Annotated in this window: 14 protein-coding genes; 4 read left to right on the forward strand and 10 right to left on the reverse strand. The window is 69.3% G+C overall.

The genetic code is table 11. The features are described 5' to 3' along the window. Nucleotides 1-79: 79 nt before the first annotated feature. The 3 genes from ACFFU4_RS09030 to ACFFU4_RS09040 are packed head-to-tail and all read right to left on the reverse strand — an operon-like array spanning nucleotide 80 to nucleotide 3,137. Nucleotides 80-478: a PaaI family thioesterase gene (locus tag ACFFU4_RS09030; protein ID WP_377069259.1), complete on the reverse strand. Its 399-nt coding sequence runs from the start codon at nucleotides 476-478 to the stop codon at nucleotides 80-82. After that, nucleotides 475-1,497 carry a phosphotransferase family protein gene (locus ACFFU4_RS09035; RefSeq protein ID WP_377069261.1) on the reverse strand — a complete coding sequence of 341 codons (1,023 nt, stop codon included), beginning with the start codon at nucleotides 1,495-1,497 and terminating at the stop codon, nucleotides 475-477. The genes ACFFU4_RS09030 and ACFFU4_RS09035 overlap by 4 nt, the downstream gene beginning before the upstream one ends. Next, on the reverse strand, nucleotides 1,494-3,137 hold the full coding sequence (locus ACFFU4_RS09040; RefSeq protein WP_377069263.1) for a long-chain fatty acid--CoA ligase: 1,644 nt from the start codon (nucleotides 3,135-3,137) through the stop codon (nucleotides 1,494-1,496). Before ACFFU4_RS09040 ends, ACFFU4_RS09035 begins: the two co-directional genes overlap by 4 nt. A gap of 228 nt (nucleotides 3,138-3,365) precedes the next feature. Here ACFFU4_RS09040 and rpe point away from each other — a divergent pair, with 228 nt between their 5' ends. The 4 genes from rpe to katG all read left to right on the forward strand — a co-directional run bounded on the left by rpe (nucleotide 3,366) and on the right by katG (nucleotide 7,979). Beyond that, nucleotides 3,366-4,067 (forward strand): ribulose-phosphate 3-epimerase, encoded by a 702-nt coding sequence (rpe, locus tag ACFFU4_RS09045; protein ID WP_377069265.1) that lies wholly within the window; start codon nucleotides 3,366-3,368, stop codon nucleotides 4,065-4,067. An 8-nt stretch (nucleotides 4,068-4,075) separates the two neighbouring features. Further along, nucleotides 4,076-4,732: a phosphoglycolate phosphatase gene (gph, locus tag ACFFU4_RS09050; protein ID WP_377069267.1), complete on the forward strand. Its 657-nt coding sequence runs from the start codon at nucleotides 4,076-4,078 to the stop codon at nucleotides 4,730-4,732. Continuing rightward, the gene (locus ACFFU4_RS09055; RefSeq protein ID WP_377069269.1) at nucleotides 4,729-5,703 is read left to right on the forward strand and encodes an NAD(P)H-dependent flavin oxidoreductase; all 975 of its coding nucleotides are present in this window, start codon (nucleotides 4,729-4,731) and stop codon (nucleotides 5,701-5,703) included. The genes gph and ACFFU4_RS09055 overlap by 4 nt, the downstream gene beginning before the upstream one ends. A 110-nt stretch (nucleotides 5,704-5,813) precedes the next feature. Beyond that, on the forward strand, nucleotides 5,814-7,979 hold the full coding sequence (gene katG / locus ACFFU4_RS09060; protein ID WP_377069271.1) for a catalase/peroxidase HPI: 2,166 nt from the start codon (nucleotides 5,814-5,816) through the stop codon (nucleotides 7,977-7,979). A gap of 222 nt (nucleotides 7,980-8,201) precedes the next feature. Here the strand turns inward: katG and ACFFU4_RS09065 are convergent, their stop codons facing one another. From ACFFU4_RS09065 to ACFFU4_RS09095, 7 genes are all read right to left on the reverse strand, one after another. Then, the gene (locus ACFFU4_RS09065) at nucleotides 8,202-8,864 is read right to left on the reverse strand and encodes an NnrU family protein (protein WP_377069273.1); all 663 of its coding nucleotides are present in this window, start codon (nucleotides 8,862-8,864) and stop codon (nucleotides 8,202-8,204) included. Between the two features lie 11 nt (nucleotides 8,865-8,875). After that, nucleotides 8,876-10,084 carry an NnrS family protein gene (locus tag ACFFU4_RS09070; protein ID WP_377069275.1) on the reverse strand — a complete coding sequence of 403 codons (1,209 nt, stop codon included), beginning with the start codon at nucleotides 10,082-10,084 and terminating at the stop codon, nucleotides 8,876-8,878. A 21-nt stretch (nucleotides 10,085-10,105) separates the two neighbouring features. Then, complete coding sequence (gene ubiV, locus ACFFU4_RS09075; RefSeq protein WP_377069277.1) at nucleotides 10,106-11,017, reverse strand: ubiquinone anaerobic biosynthesis protein UbiV; 912 nt, start codon at nucleotides 11,015-11,017, stop codon at nucleotides 10,106-10,108. Between the two features lie 5 nt (nucleotides 11,018-11,022). After that, nucleotides 11,023-12,021, reverse strand: a complete 999-nt coding sequence (gene ubiU, locus ACFFU4_RS09080) for a ubiquinone anaerobic biosynthesis protein UbiU (protein ID WP_377069279.1) — start codon at nucleotides 12,019-12,021, stop codon at nucleotides 11,023-11,025. Beyond that, a complete protein-coding gene (gene ubiT / locus ACFFU4_RS09085; RefSeq protein WP_377069281.1) occupies nucleotides 12,018-12,548 on the reverse strand; it encodes a ubiquinone anaerobic biosynthesis accessory factor UbiT in 531 nt (176 codons plus the stop codon). Before ubiT ends, ubiU begins: the two co-directional genes overlap by 4 nt. Before the next feature lie 72 nt (nucleotides 12,549-12,620). After that, entirely contained in the window at nucleotides 12,621-13,160 is a 540-nt protein-coding gene (locus ACFFU4_RS09090; protein ID WP_377069283.1) for a DUF2478 domain-containing protein, read from the reverse strand. Between the two features lie 347 nt (nucleotides 13,161-13,507). Then, nucleotides 13,508-14,278, reverse strand: a complete 771-nt coding sequence (locus ACFFU4_RS09095) for an HpcH/HpaI aldolase family protein (protein WP_377069285.1) — start codon at nucleotides 14,276-14,278, stop codon at nucleotides 13,508-13,510. Nucleotides 14,279-14,327: the final 49 nt, after the last annotated feature.

Genomic DNA, 14,327 nt, shown 5'->3' on the forward strand with positions numbered 1-14,327 from the left:
GGCTCTTGCCTCGGGCGCGGTTGATCCGGTTTCCCGATGGCTAGCACAGGCCACGGCGGATGGGCAGGATTTTTCGCCCTCAGCCGCCCCGGCGATAGCGAAACACCCCCGTGCCGGTGGCGATGGTCGCGCCGGTCTCGTCGCGCACCGTGCCTTCGGCAAAGTATGTACTCTTGCCGCCACCGGTGCGCCGCGCCTCGGCGATCAGCCGCCCGCCCTGCGCCTGCCCGAGGAAATTCACCGTGAGCGACAGCGTCAGCGCCATCTGCCGCCGGTCGGGATCGCCGGTGTAACATCCGGCGAACCCCATCGCCGTATCTAGGAGCGTGGCGTGGAGACCGCCATGCGGCAGGCCCTGCCGGTTCATCAGGTGGGGGCCGAGGGGCAATTCGACCCGCGCGAAATCATGCTCCCATGCGGTCAGGTCATAGCCCAGGTGGGTCTGAAGCCCCGAGGGTGGTTCGTGGCGGTCGGTCATCCGCGCCCCTCCGCCGCCGCCAGCCCGGCGCGCGCGAATTCGGGCACATAGGCCCCCAGCCGCCTGCCCCGCTCGGGATCGGCGGCGTTGCCGTCCAGCGCGCGCTTTTTCACCCCTTGCAGGATTGCCGCCATGCGGAAATGGGCGAAGGCGAGGTAAAAGCCGAAATCGGCGATCGGCGCTATGCCGCGTCGCTCGCAATAGCGCGCGACGAACGCGTCGTCGGACCACAGCCCCAGCGCCGCACGGTCCAGCCCCGCCAGCCCGCGCCCCTCGGCGGTGGCGGGCATGGCCCATTGCATCAGCACGGCGGCGAGATCGGCATAGGGGTGACCGGTGGTCGAAAGCTCCCAGTCGATCACGGCGCGGATCCCGGGGGCGTCGGGGGCGAAGATCAGGTTGTCGAGCCGGTAGTCGCCATGCACGAGGCAGCGCTGCCCGTCATCGTCGGGAAGGTTGGCGGCCAGCCAGTCGATGAGCCGCTCCATCCCGGGCACATCATCGGTGGCGGTGGCGCGGTACTGCTTGGTCCAGCGGGCGCATTGGCGGGCGTAGTAATTGCCGCCGGGGCCGTAATCGTCGAGCCCGGCGGCCGCGAGATCGACATCGTGGATCGCCGCCAGCACGCGGTTCATTTCGTCGATGATGGCCCCCCGCCCGGACGGCTCCAGCCCCGGCATCGCGGGCGCGTCGAAAATGCGGCCCGTGACCTCCTCCATGATGTAGAACGGGGTGCCGATCACGGTCTCGTCCTCGCACAGCGCGTGCATCCGCGCCACCGGCACATCGGTTCCCGCCAGCGCGCGCTGCACGCGGTATTCGCGCTCGACGGCGTGGGCGGATTTCAGCAGCACGCCGGGCGGCTTGCGGCGCAGAACGAACCTCCCGGTTGGCGTGCTCAACCTGTAGGTCGGGTTGGACTGCCCGCCGCTGAATTTCACGGCCTCGACCGGGCCGGTGACGCCCGGCATGTGATCTTCCAGCCACGCGGTGAGCGCCGGCAGGTCCAGTCCGCTCATGCCGCGCCTCCGCGCAGGTCGGGCAGGACGTAGTCGTCCATACGCTGCCGCAGGGTGAGCTTGGATATCTTGCCCGTGGCGGTGAGCGGCAAGTCCTCCACCCAGACGAGATCGTCGGGCAATTGCCAGTGTGCAAAATGCGGGGCCATGTGGTCGTGCACCTCCTCCAGCGCGGGGCGCGCCTCGCCCGAGGGCACCGCCACAAGCACCGGGCGCTCGTCCCATTTCGGGTGCGGCATCGCCACCACGGCGCAGGCGGCGATGGCGGGATGCGAGAGCGCGGCGTTCTCCAGATCAATCGAACTGATCCACTCGCCCCCCGATTTCACGAGATCCTTGGCCCGGTCGCGGATCACCAGTCGGCCCTCGGCATCGACCGAGGCCACGTCGCCGGTGCCGAACCAGCCCTCGGCGTCGATGGCGGCGCGGGTCGCGTCGTCATTGCGGAAATAGCCGGAAATGACCGTGTTTCCGCGCACATAGAGCTCGCCCACCGCCGTGCCATCATGGGGCTGCGGGGTGCCGTCATCGTCGACGATCCTGAACTCGACTCCGAAAATGCGCCGCCCGGCACAGCACTTGGCGGCGATGCGCTCCTCCGCCGGGGCATCGTCAAAGCGCGGCGGCAGCACGCCGTGGGTGCCGATCGGGCTCATCTCGGTCATGCCCCAGGCCTGTGCCACGTTGACGCCGCGCGCCTCGTAAGCCTCGATCATCACGCGCGGCGCCGCAGAGCCGCCGACCACCAGATCGCCGAAGCCGTCCGGCACGCGCCCCTGCGCCCCGATCTCCTCCAGCAGCCCGGCCCAGACCGTGGGCACGCCCCAGGCGGAAAAGACCCCCTCGCCCTCCATCAGACGAAACAGGCTTGGGCCGTCGAGGGCGGGACCCGGCATGACCAGCGTCGTACCGGTGAGCGGCGCGGTATAGGGCAGGCCCCAGGCGTTGACGTGGAACATCGGCACCACCGGCAGGATGCGCCGCCCGGCGCGGAAACTGCTGGTCTGACAGACCGGCACCTGAAGCGCGTGCAGCACCGTGGAGCGGTGCGAATAGAGCGCGCCCTTGGGGTGGCCGGTGGTGCCCGAGGTGTAGCACAGGCCGCAGGCCGTGTCCTCGGGCAGGTCGGGCCAGTCGTATTCGGTGGGCTGACCGGCGAGCAAATCCTCGTAGCACAGCGCATCGAGGGCGGTCTCGGGCATGTGGGCGCGATCGCTGAGGATCACTAGGCGCAGGTCCGCGGGCAGATCGGGCAACAGGTCCTCGACCAGCGACACGAAGGTGAGGTCGAGAAAGATCAGCCGATCGCCGGCATGGTCGATGATGTAGAGCAGTTGCTCGCGCGCCAGCCGCGGGTTGATCGTGTGACAGACCGCGCCGATTCCGGCCACGGCGTAGTAGAGCTCAAAATGGCGGTGCCCGTTCCACGCCAGCGTCGCCACCCGGTCGCCGGGCTCCACCCCGAGTCCCTTGAGCGCGTGGGCAAGCCGCGCGCAGCGCGCCAGCGTCTGCGGATAGCTCTGACGGTGCAGGTCGCCCTCCACCCGCGCGGACACGATCCCCTGATCGGCATGTACCTCCGCCGCGTGGCGCAGGATGTCGATGATCCGCAGGTCGCGGTGCATCATCATGCCCTGCATGGCGGTCTCCTCCCTGTTCTCGTTTTCGGGGACGGTTGCACGAAAGGCGAGAGGGATCAATCGCGTGCGCCGTCATCCCCGGGCCTGACCCGGGGATCTGCGGAGGGGCCGGGGACCCTCCGGTCAAGCCGGAGGGTGACGGTGAAATCTACGCGGCAACCGGGCCGCTCTTGACCTTCCACGTCCGAGCGCGCATTTCCCAATCGTCCCCACCGCAGGAGAGCCGCCATGCCCCGTGACCGTTCCATCAAGATCGCACCGTCGATCCTCTCGGCCGATTTCGCCAATTTCGGAGCCGAGATCCGGGCGATCGAGAATCAGGGTTGCGACTGGGTGCATGTCGATGTGATGGACGGGCATTTCGTGCCGAACCTCACCTTTGGCCCGCCGCTCTGCGCCGCCATCCGCCCGCATATCCGCACGGTGATGGACGTGCACCTGATGATCGCGCCGGTGGACCCGTATATCGACGCCTTCGCGCAGGCGGGGGCCGATGTGCTGACCGCGCATCTCGAGGCCGGGCCGCATACCCACCGCACCCTGCAGGCCATTCGCGGCGCGGGCTGCAAGGCGGGGCTCGCGCTCAACCCCGGCACCGGGCTCGACGGGGTGGAGACCCTGCTCGACATGATCGACCTTGTCTGCGTGATGACGGTCAATCCCGGCTTTGGCGGGCAGAAATTCATCCACAGCCAGATCGACAAGGTGAAACGCCTGCGCAGCATGATCGGCGACCGGCCCATCCATATCGAGATCGACGGCGGCATCACGCCCGAAACCGCGCCGCTGATGGCCGCTGCCGGGGCCGATGTGCTGGTCGCAGGCTCGGCAGTGTTCAAGGGCGGCAGCGTCGACAATCCCGGCGTTTACGGTGAGAACATCCGCAGCATCCGCGCCGCCGCAGAGGCGGCCACCGGCGCGATGGCATGAACGGGGGCATGACCCGCGCGGTCGTTTTCGACCTCGACGGCACGCTGATCGACAGCGCCCCCGACATCCACGCCGCCGCCAACACCCTGATGGCGCGGCACGGGTTCGCCCCCTTCACGCCAGAGGACACCCGCAGCTTCATCGGCAGCGGCGTGCCGCATTTCATTTCCTGCTGCCTGCGGGCGCGCGGGCGTCCGGGCGATGCCGCGCTGCGCGCGCAACTGATCGCGGAATTCATCGACCTCTACGAGACGGCGGTGACGCTGACACGGGTTTATCCCGGCGCGGCAGAGGCGCTGCACGCGCTCGAAAACGCGGGCTTCGCGCTTGGCCTGTGCACCAACAAGCCCGTCACACCTGCCCGTTCCGTGCTGGCGCATCTCGGTCTCGACGGGCATTTCCCGGTGGTGATCGGCGGCGACAGCCTGACCGTGCGCAAGCCCGACCCGGCGCCATTGCAGGCGGCGGTGGCGGGCCTGGGCGCGCGCGACGTGGTCTATGTCGGCGACAGCGAGGTGGATGCCGAGACAGCGGCGCGGGCGGGCCTGCCCTTTGCGCTCTACACGCAAGGGTATCGCAAGGGGCCGGTGGCGGACATGCCCCATGCCCGCGCATTCGCCGATTTCGCCGACCTGCCGGGGATCGTGGCCACGGTGCTGGCATGAAAACGCGGCTCACAGAGGCGTTCGGCCTGACCCATCCCATCGTGTCCGCCCCGATGGCGATGGCGGCGGGCGGCAGGCTGGCGGCGGCGGTGAGCCATGCCGGGGGGCTGGGCCTGATCGGTGGCGGCTATGGCGATGCGGACTGGATCGAGGGGGCGTTTGCCGAGGCGGGGAACGCGGCGGTCGGCTGCGGCTTCATCACCTGGAAGCTGGCGGATAACCCCGCCGTGCTCGACCGGGTGCTGGCGCGCGATCCGGCGGCGCTGTGCCTGTCGTTCGGCGATCCGGCCCCGTTTGCGCGGCGCATTGCCGAGGCGGGCGTGCCGCTGATGGCCCAGGTGCAGACCCTGCGCGACGCGCAGCGGGCGGCGGAGGTGGGCGCGCGGGTGATCGTGGCGCAGGGATCGGAGGCGGGCGGCCATGGCGAACGGCGCGGCACGATCACGCTGGTGCCCGAGGTGGCCGACTGGCTGGCCGCGCACAGCCCCGACACGCTGCTCTTGGCGGCGGGCGGCATTGCCGACGGCAGGGGGCTGGCGGCGGCGCTGATGCTGGGGGCGGATGGCGTGCTGATCGGCTCGCGGCTCTGGGCGTCGCGCGAGGCGGCGGTGAGCGAGGCGATGACCGGGGCCGCCATCGCCGCCACCGGCGACGCGACCATCCGCTCGACCGTGATGGACGCCGCGCGCGGCCTGCGCTGGCCGGCGCGCTATACCGCGCGAGTGCTGCGCAACAAGGTGACCGACCGCTGGCACGACGATCCCGAGGGGCTGCGCGCCGACCCTGAGGCGCGGGCGGATTGGGCGGCGGGCTGGCAGGCGGGCGACCCGGAACGCGCCAGCACCTTCGTCGGCGAGGCGGCGGGCCTGATCCATGACCGGCCGCCAGCGGCCGGGATCATATCCCGCATCACGGCAGAGGCGGAAATACTGCTGAAGCGGGGCAACTCATATAATCAAAGCTTATCGTAATGATCCGAAAAGAGAATTTTACCTAATTTGTCAGATTTGTTAGAATAATTCCAGATTCGCGTCGCGCAGTGCGCGTCAGGCGAAAGATGCCAACCGAACCGGAGGACAAGATGGACGGCAACGATATGGCCAAATGCCCCGTCATGCATGGCGGGCAGACCGAGAGCGGCAAGAGCGTCACCGACTGGTGGCCGAAAATGCTCAACCTCGACATCCTGCACCAGCATGACACCAAGGTCGATCCGCTGGGCGAGGAGTTCGATTATCGCGACGCGGTGCGCGGTCTCGATGTCGAGGCGGTCAAGGATGACCTCAAGGCGCTGATGACCGACAGCCAGGAGTGGTGGCCCGCCGACTGGGGCCATTACGGCGGGCTGATGATCCGTCTCGCGTGGCACGCGGCGGGCACCTACCGCCTGCAGGACGGGCGCGGCGGCGCGGGCACCGGCAACATCCGCTTTGCCCCGCTCAATTCCTGGCCCGACAACGGCAACCTCGACAAGGCGCGCCGCATCCTGTGGCCGATCAAGAAGAAATACGGCAACAGGCTGAGCTGGGCCGATCTCATCATCCTCGCGGGCAACATGGCCTACGAGTCGATGGGGCTGAAGACGTTCGGCTTTTCCTTTGGCCGCGCGGATATCTGGCACCCCGAGAAGGACACCTACTGGGGTGCCGAGCGCGAATGGCTGGCCCCGTCGGACACGCGCTATGACGACGTGACCAAGCCCGACACGATGGAAAACCCGTTGGCCGCCGTGCAGATGGGCCTCATCTACGTCAACCCCGAGGGCGTCAACGGCCAGCCCGACCCGCTCAAGACGGCGGGCCAGGTGCGCGAGACCTTTGCCCGCATGGCGATGAACGACGAGGAGACCGTGGCGCTGACCTGCGGCGGGCACACCGTCGGCAAGTGCCACGGCAATGGCGACGCGAGCGCGCTCGGGGCCGAGCCCGAGGGTGCGGATGTCGAGACGCAGGGCCTCGGCTGGATCAACCCGAACCTCAAGGGCGCGGCCACCAACGCGATCACCTCGGGGATCGAGGGCGCGTGGACGACCAACCCGACGCAGTGGGACATGGGCTATTTCAAGCTGCTGTTCGGCCATGAGTGGGAGGTGAAGAAATCCCCCGCCGGTGCCAACCAGTGGATGCCGGTGGACATCGCCGAAGAGGATATGCCGGTCGATCCCACCGATCCGTCGAAGCGCGCCATGCCGGTCATGACAGATGCCGACATGGCGATGAAGATGGACCCCGACTATCGCGCCATCTGCGAGAAGTTCATGGCCGACGAGGCGTATTTCTCGGATACCTTCGCGCGGGCGTGGTTCAAGCTGACCCACCGCGACATGGGCCCGCAGGAGCGCTATATCGGCCCCGACGTGCCCGCTGAGACGCTGATCTGGCAGGATCCGGTTCCGGCGGGCAATGCCGATTTCGATATCGGCAAGGCCAGGCGCCTGATCGCGGAAAGCGGGCTGTCGGTGTCGGACATGGTGGCGACCGCGTGGGATTCGGCGCGCACCTTCCGGGGCTCTGACTATCGCGGCGGCGCCAATGGCGCGCGCATCCGCCTTGCCCCGCAAAAGGACTGGGAGGGCAACGAACCCGAGCGCCTGGCCCGCGTGCTGGGCGTGCTGGAGCCGATTGCCGCCGAGGTTGACGCGAGCGTGGCCGATATCATCGTGCTGGCGGGCAATGTGGGGGTCGAGCAGGCCGCCAGCGCCGCCGGGGTCGGGATCGAGGTGCCGTTCGCGCCCGGTCGCGGCGATGCCACCGACGAGATGACCGACGCGGACTCGTTTTCGGTGCTCGAACCGCTCGCCGACGGGTTCCGCAACTGGATGAAGAAGGATTACATCGTCACCTCCGAGGAAATGCTCCTCGACCGGGCGCAGCTCATGGGTCTCACCGGACCCGAGATGACCTGCCTCATCGGCGGCATGCGCGCGATGGGCACCAACCACGGCGGCACGGCGCATGGCGTCTTTACCGACCGCCCCGGTGCGCTGACGACCGATTTCTTCACCACGCTCACCGACATGGGCAATAAGTGGGAGCCCGCGGGCGGCGGCCTCTACAACATCGTGGACCGCCGGACCGGCGAGACCCGGCACACCGCGACGCGCGTCGATCTGGTGTTCGGCTCGAACTCGATCCTGCGCGCCTATTCGGAGGTCTACGCGCAGGACGATGCGGCCGAGCGCTTCGTCTATGACTTCGTGAACGCGTGGACCAAGGTGATGGAAGCCGATCGTTACGATCTGGGCTGACCCCGCGTCGAGCGGATGAGAGGGGCGGCGCCGGGGCGATCCGGCGCCGCCTTTTCCTTGCAGGGGTGTTTGCATGGCCCCCGCCGGACCGGGACGCGGGGGGCAGCAGGTCTCCGCGATGGCGCGCGTCGGGCAGAGGTCTTCAGGACCCCGACAGTGGCGGGGATGAAACGCGGCGCGGAGGCCGCCGCAGGGGGCATACCGCATGGAGATGCCGATCGGTCACAATAGCGGGTTCACCCCGATCAGCCACGGGTGCAGCCAGAGCAGCCCGGCATAGAGCCCCACACCGAGCAAGAGCCGAAGCCCCACGCCCGGCCACGACATCGGGCGCGGCAGGCTGCTGCGCCGCGCGGCGTCGAGCCGGCTCCAGGCCGCGCCCATCTCGCGCTGCCGGCGCCGGTCGATGAGGCGCATGCCGAGCAGGGCAAACCCGGCAAAGGTGCCGAAGAGCATCGCATGCGCAAGGTCGCCATTGACCAGCAGATGCGCCCCTGCCCAGAGCGCGAGCGCGGCAAGCAGGGGATGGCGCGTCAGCCGCACCAGACCGGGCCGAGCGGGGTCGAACCGGGCATTGCCCGCCCCCCCGAAGGAAAACGGGTTGGGACGCGCGATTGCGAACGCCAGGATCAGGCAGACCGGGCCCATCACGGTCAGAACCAGGTGGGTCTGCCACGGTGCCCAGGGCCAGAGCGGCAGGTAGGGCGCGCGCCCCGCCGCCCCGATCAGCCACGCCAGCACACCGAGCGACAGCGCCGAATAGGCAAGACCGAACCCCGCGTGACCGAGCCGCGTCACCAGCCAGGGCCGCACCGGCGGGCGGATCGGCACCGAATGGGTGAGAAAGAATGCCAGAAACGCCAAAGCGAATTCGCCCCATGCCATGCGTGGCCTCCTCAGACCCGTTTCGCGGCGGGCAGCCGCAGCAAGAGCCGCCCGTAGACCACCGCAAAGCCACCGAACGCCGCGATCCAGGCCAGGCCCGACAGGCCATGCAGCCATGCCGCATGTTCGGGCCAGACCCCGGCGGCCACGCGGGACAGCGCGGCGAGCATGATCGCGCCATAGATCGCCACCGTGCCGCCGCCCGCGCTCAGCGCGCGGCCCGTATGCCCCAGCGTCGCCCGCGTCATCACCGCCAATGTCATCAGCCCGATCGCACCGGCCATCCACAGATGCTGCGCCCCCGCCATGCCGAGACCGCCGGGCATGAGGATTTCGGCACCGAGCGCCAGCGCGCCGAGGGGCAGAAAGGCATAGGCGACGTGCAACACCGTCACCAGCGGCTCGGCGAGGGTGCGCTCTCCGCTCCAGCGGGCGAGGCGCCCGACGTGCATCCCCCCCGCGAGCAATAGCATGCCGCCGGTCGCGGCATGGACCGGGTCCGCCACCCAGGCCAGCAATGCCGCCAGCAGCGCCAGCAGCGCCAGCTTGTCGAACCTCTGCATCGGCGGCACCGGCAGGCGGCCCGGCCCGCGCCTGACCAGCCAGTTGCGCGTGAAAGAGGGCACGACGCGCCCGCCGACCACCGCGATCATCATGACGCCCGCACCGAGGCCCAACCGCAGGCCATGGCCTTGCGCGGCATAGCCCCCCTGCGCCGCCTCCCAGTGAAACAGCACGTTCGAGAGCGCGAAAACCGCGAGCAATCCCAGCACGATCAGGTTGCGCCAGTTCCGGCCCGCCACGATCTCGCGCAGCAGGATCAGCGCGAACACGACCGGAAAGGCCAGATCAATGACGGCGACGACCAGCGGCGACAGCCCGCCCGAGACCGCCACCGCGACACGCCCGGCCAGCCACAGCACCGCCAGCGCGCCCAGCGGCCAGCCGACAATGGGCAGCCGCCCCGTCCAGTTCGGCACCGCGGTCAGCAGGAACCCCGCGACCACCGCGCCCAGATAGCCATAGAGAAACTCGTGCGCGTGCCAGCTCACCGGATCAAAGGCCGAAGGCAGGCTGAGTTGTCCGGTCAGCATCGGCACCCAGAGCGCCATGGCCAGCGCCGCCCAAACCGCTGCCCCGAAGAAGAACGGGCGAAAGCCGTAGGCCAGGATCGCGGGGCCCGTCCAGGCGCGCATCCGTTCAGCCGTCGTTGCCGCCATTTGATCGTCTCCCTTGCGCCGTCATGTCTGCGCCGCCATGGCGATCCGCCGATACCCCGCCGCGCCGTGAAAGAACCCGTTGCTCAAAGTGACATCCCCGCACAGTTTTTCGAGGCGATGATCCGCCTCCCCGACCGGCAGGCCACCGTCGAGCATGTCGCGGAATACGCCCGCCACCGCCACCATATCCACTGCCTGCGGCATCAGCCGCAGATGCGTGACGCCATCGGCGACGAGGCGGGGGGTCTCGGGCAGCAGGCTGAGATAGCTCTCCGATTGGGTCTGGATGCCGTTCACCCGCAGGATCGGCGCGTCATCGCGGGTGCGCAGCGGCATGCCATCGGCATCCTGCTCGCAGACAAACTGACAATTGTCCTTGGTCCGGCCATGCGCGCGGGCATGGTAGCAGCGCGCCGAGACGGCGAGCGAGGCGCGGCCGAACACCTGCACCTCGACCCCCATCCCGAGATCGCGGGCGGCCTGTGCCGCCACGGCGATGGCCGGGCCGGGCAGTTCGGCGGGCAGGCAGACATGGGTCGCCCCCTGTCCGGCCATCCACGCGATCGTGGCCTCGTTATAGGCGTTCATGAACGGGCCGATGCGGTGCGGGCGCGCGCCCCTTTCATAGAGGCCGGCGGCGTTATTCACCTCGATCTCGGGGGCGTCCATGGCGGCCAGATCGGCGGTCGCCTTGCGCTCGCGTTTCAGCATGACCTCGGCCAGGGTCGAGACGATCACACGCTTGCCCGCGCGCTCCAGCCGGTCGATGGTCCCGGGCAGGTCGCCCTCGTGGAATGGCGCGCGCTTGGAACAGATCACCTCGCCGAGACAGACCTCATCCACCGGGGCCTCGTCGGCGATGCGCGCATAGAAGTCGCGCCGCGTCTCGGCGGACCAGTGATAGGCGATGGGGCCAAGGGTCAGTTTCGTCATCTCTGTCACCGCCATTTCTTGGTCTCGAACGCGCCCTGCGTCTGTTTCTGCCCCTCGGTCAGCGCAACAAGGTCGGCCATGTTCGCCTGCCGCCCCGCCCGGATATCGTCCACCGCCGCGCGGAAGGCGCGCACGACGCCGCGCACGTAAGATTTCGACCGCTGCCGCCCCTCGATCTTGAAGGCATGGACGCCCGCCTCGATCAGGTCCGGCAAGAGCCGCGAGAGGTTGAGGCTCACCGGCTCCTCGAAGGCATAATAGCCCTCGGGCCGGTGCGGCGCGGTGTAGCGGCCCTTGCAGATGGTGGGATAGCCCGCCTTTTCCTGCGGCCCGAACCGGTCGATGGTAAAGCCCGCAAGCTGCGACGACATCGAGCCGTCCGCGTGCCGGGCATACTCAACATCCCCAGCGGGCGAGCAGACGCCGTCCATATTGGTGGACTGCCCGGTGAGGTAATTCGTGAGGCTGCACCGCCCCTCGACCATCAGGCCATGATTGCCGAAGATGAAGGTCTCGATCTCGCAGGGGATCTCGCGCTTGATCTGCCTGATCTCCGGGATGGTCAGGATGCGTGGCAGCACCACGCGCCGCACGCCGAAATGATCGCAGTAATAGCGGATCGCCTCGGGCGAGGAGGCCGCGGCCTGCACCGACAGGTGCAGCCGGATACCGGGATGCGTGCGCGCGATGTAGTCGGCCACGCCCATATCGGCGACGATGAAGGCATCCACCCCCAGCCGCGCGCCCAGATCCGCCGCCTGCCGCCAGAGATCGACCTTGCCGGCCGGCGGATAGGTGTTGAGCGCCAAGAGCAACTTGGTGCCGCGCGCATGGGCATGGACCACCGCCCCGGCCAATTCGTCGGGGGTAAAGTTCAGCCCCGGAAAATTGCGCGCGTTGGTCGCGTCCTGAAAGCCGCAATAGACCGCGTCGGCGCCCGCATCCACGGCGGTGCGCAGGGCGGCGGGGGTGCCCGCGGGGCAGATCAGTTCGGCAAGGCTCATGCGCCCTCCTGTGCGTTGGTATCGTTGGAATAGGCCCGCCGCAACCGCGCGAGGATGGCGCGACCGGGCGGGCCGAACATCGCCGCCGTCTCCGCGGCGATGGAGCCGTCCACGTCGTCGAGCGCATTGCGCAGCCGCACCACCGCCTCGGTATCGCCCGTGACCTCCAGATCGCGCGAGAAGAAGGCGGCGTCGCCATCCTCTTCGGAATCCATCAGTTCGAGCAGCAGCAGGAACCGCCCCCGGATAACCGCCCCCGCCTGCGGCGCCGCATCGCGCGGCACCGCCCGGAAAACGAGTGCCTGCGGGTCGGGCCGCAGATGCAGGGCAAAGGGCATGTCTGTCGGATCGATCAGGAAATCGGTGCCCTGATGGGGCCCGAGCCGTGCGAACAGCGACGGGTGCCGCGCCGCGATGCGCCGCACGGCTCGCGACAGCAGCGGCTGCACCACGCCACAGGCGAGGCGCGCGACCACGCCGCTGCCGGGGAACCGCGCCGGATACACGGTGTGACTGCTGTCGGTCATGGCGTGGCCGTCCTTCCTGTCAACACCGTCACCTTGATCATCGTAGTCTCCCTTTCGCGGCAGGCACGGGGGTCAGCATCCTGACAGGTCGCCCGTCCCGCCCGCCTGCCTCATCGCCTCCCGGCACCACGCGAAAACGGCGTCCTCGTCCGCGGGCAGCGCAACGGCCATGCCGCCCGCAAAGCGGTCAAAGGCCGCCCGGTGCACATCGGGCACGCCGATCAGAACCGGCAGGCCGCGCCCGAGCGCCTCGGCGACCAGCGTCCGAAACCCGCGCCCCTCGGCCTCGCTGACCCCGAATTTGTTGAGCACCACGAGGTCGGCCCCCGGCATCGCCAGCCGCTCGGTGGCGCCTGCCACCGCCGTCTCCAGCGCACCGGCATCCATCCGGCAGGCCGTCGATCCGGCGCCCAGATTCTGCGTGATGTCGATGACGGGACCATCCGGCAACAGCCGCAACGCGCTGTTGCAACGGGTCGCACCGGCCTCGGACCCGACGGCGCGCAGCGCACCGGCAAGCTGAACGCCTTCACGGCCCAACCGCGCCACGACCGCCGCCAGCAGGCGATCCGTGGCCCCGCGCCCCGCTGCACTCACGCGCGCCAGTCGCATTGCCCGCGCCTCAGTGCGGCGCGGGACGCGGGCACGGCGCCCCGGTCCCGCCGGTCACGGCTGCGATCATCATCGGGCCCTCCATCCTGCACGAGTTGGCATTCGGCGCGCCGGTCAGGCAGACGCGATGCGCGACACCCTCACCGGCCCTGTCGCGTCCCCCGGGGGGGGGGCGACGACACTCAGTAAACGCGCCGGGAACGCGCCGGTCCTTGACCGTTGTCAAATCGGCAATTCAAATCCTGGTCCAGCGTGCCGGCAGCCCCACCGCCGCAGCGGCGCATGGATCAGACCTGTTTGACCGCCCATGGTCCCCGCGACCGCACCCCCTCTCATGCCCGCTCCGCTCAGCCTTCGCGCCAGCGCGCGGCCAGCGCCCGCGCCGCCTCGGCCAGCAGGACCACGTCGATCCCCACGGCGAGGACGCGCGCGCCCCAGTCGCGGTAGCGCGCTGCCGTGTCATGGTCGAGCGCGAGGATGCCGGGCGCGCGCCCCGCCGCCGCGATGCGGCCCAGCGCATCGCGGATCGACTCCTGCACCTCGGGCACGGTGGCGTCGCCCAGATGACCCATGTCGGCGGCAAGGTCCGAGGGGCCGATGAACACCACGTCCACCCCGTCGACGCCGAGAATGTCGTCGAGCGCGTCGAGCCCCGCGCGCGTCTCGACCTGCACCATCAGGCAGGTCTGCGCGTTGGCCGTGACGATGTAGTCCGGGATGCCGGAAAAGCGCGAGGCCCGCGCCAGCGCCGCGCCCGAGCCGCGCACCCCCTCGGGCGGGTAGCGCATGGCGCGCACCAGGTCCGCGGCCTGCGCCGCGCTCTCGACCATCGGGATCAGGAGCGTCTGCGCGCCCGCGTCCAGCACCTGCTTGATCGCCCATGTCTCGCCCATCGGCAGGCGCACCACCGCCTGCGTCGCCGCGCCGCGCAGCACACCCAACTGCACCGAGATGGTCCCGAGATCGTTGGGCGCGTGTTCGGCGTCGATCACCAGCCAGTCGAACCCGGCTTCGGCCAGCACCTCGGTGGGATAGGGCGCGGCGAAGCCCGCCCAGCAGCCGATGAGCGTCTCGCCGCGCGCGAGCGCGGATTTCAGGCGGTTTTCGGGGGCGGGCATGGCGGGCTCCTGTGTTCCGTGTCCGGGGCCAGCATAGACCGGAGCGGCG

The organism is Roseovarius ramblicola (genome assembly GCF_042430665.1).
Lineage (GTDB): Bacteria > Pseudomonadota > Alphaproteobacteria > Rhodobacterales > Rhodobacteraceae > Roseovarius > Roseovarius ramblicola.

Excerpts from the sequence above, each read along its gene's own strand:
- ACFFU4_RS09030 (WP_377069259.1), bottom strand. The coding sequence starts at position 478 with ATGACCGACCGCCACGAACCACCCTCGGGGCTTCAGACCCACCTGGGC.
- ACFFU4_RS09035 (WP_377069261.1), bottom strand. The coding sequence starts at position 1,497 with ATGAGCGGACTGGACCTGCCGGCGCTCACCGCGTGGCTGGAAGATCAC.
- ACFFU4_RS09040 (WP_377069263.1), bottom strand. The coding sequence starts at position 3,137 with ATGCAGGGCATGATGATGCACCGCGACCTGCGGATCATCGACATCCTG.
- rpe (WP_377069265.1), top strand. The coding sequence starts at position 3,366 with ATGCCCCGTGACCGTTCCATCAAGATCGCACCGTCGATCCTCTCGGCC.
- gph (WP_377069267.1), top strand. The coding sequence starts at position 4,076 with ATGACCCGCGCGGTCGTTTTCGACCTCGACGGCACGCTGATCGACAGC.
- ACFFU4_RS09055 (WP_377069269.1), top strand. The coding sequence starts at position 4,729 with ATGAAAACGCGGCTCACAGAGGCGTTCGGCCTGACCCATCCCATCGTG.
- katG (WP_377069271.1), top strand. The coding sequence starts at position 5,814 with ATGGACGGCAACGATATGGCCAAATGCCCCGTCATGCATGGCGGGCAG.
- ACFFU4_RS09065 (WP_377069273.1), bottom strand. The coding sequence starts at position 8,864 with ATGGCATGGGGCGAATTCGCTTTGGCGTTTCTGGCATTCTTTCTCACC.
- ACFFU4_RS09070 (WP_377069275.1), bottom strand. The coding sequence starts at position 10,084 with ATGGCGGCAACGACGGCTGAACGGATGCGCGCCTGGACGGGCCCCGCG.
- ubiV (WP_377069277.1), bottom strand. The coding sequence starts at position 11,017 with ATGACGAAACTGACCCTTGGCCCCATCGCCTATCACTGGTCCGCCGAG.
- ubiU (WP_377069279.1), bottom strand. The coding sequence starts at position 12,021 with ATGAGCCTTGCCGAACTGATCTGCCCCGCGGGCACCCCCGCCGCCCTG.
- ubiT (WP_377069281.1), bottom strand. The coding sequence starts at position 12,548 with ATGACCGACAGCAGTCACACCGTGTATCCGGCGCGGTTCCCCGGCAGC.
- ACFFU4_RS09090 (WP_377069283.1), bottom strand. The coding sequence starts at position 13,160 with ATGCGACTGGCGCGCGTGAGTGCAGCGGGGCGCGGGGCCACGGATCGC.
- ACFFU4_RS09095 (WP_377069285.1), bottom strand. The coding sequence starts at position 14,278 with ATGCCCGCCCCCGAAAACCGCCTGAAATCCGCGCTCGCGCGCGGCGAG.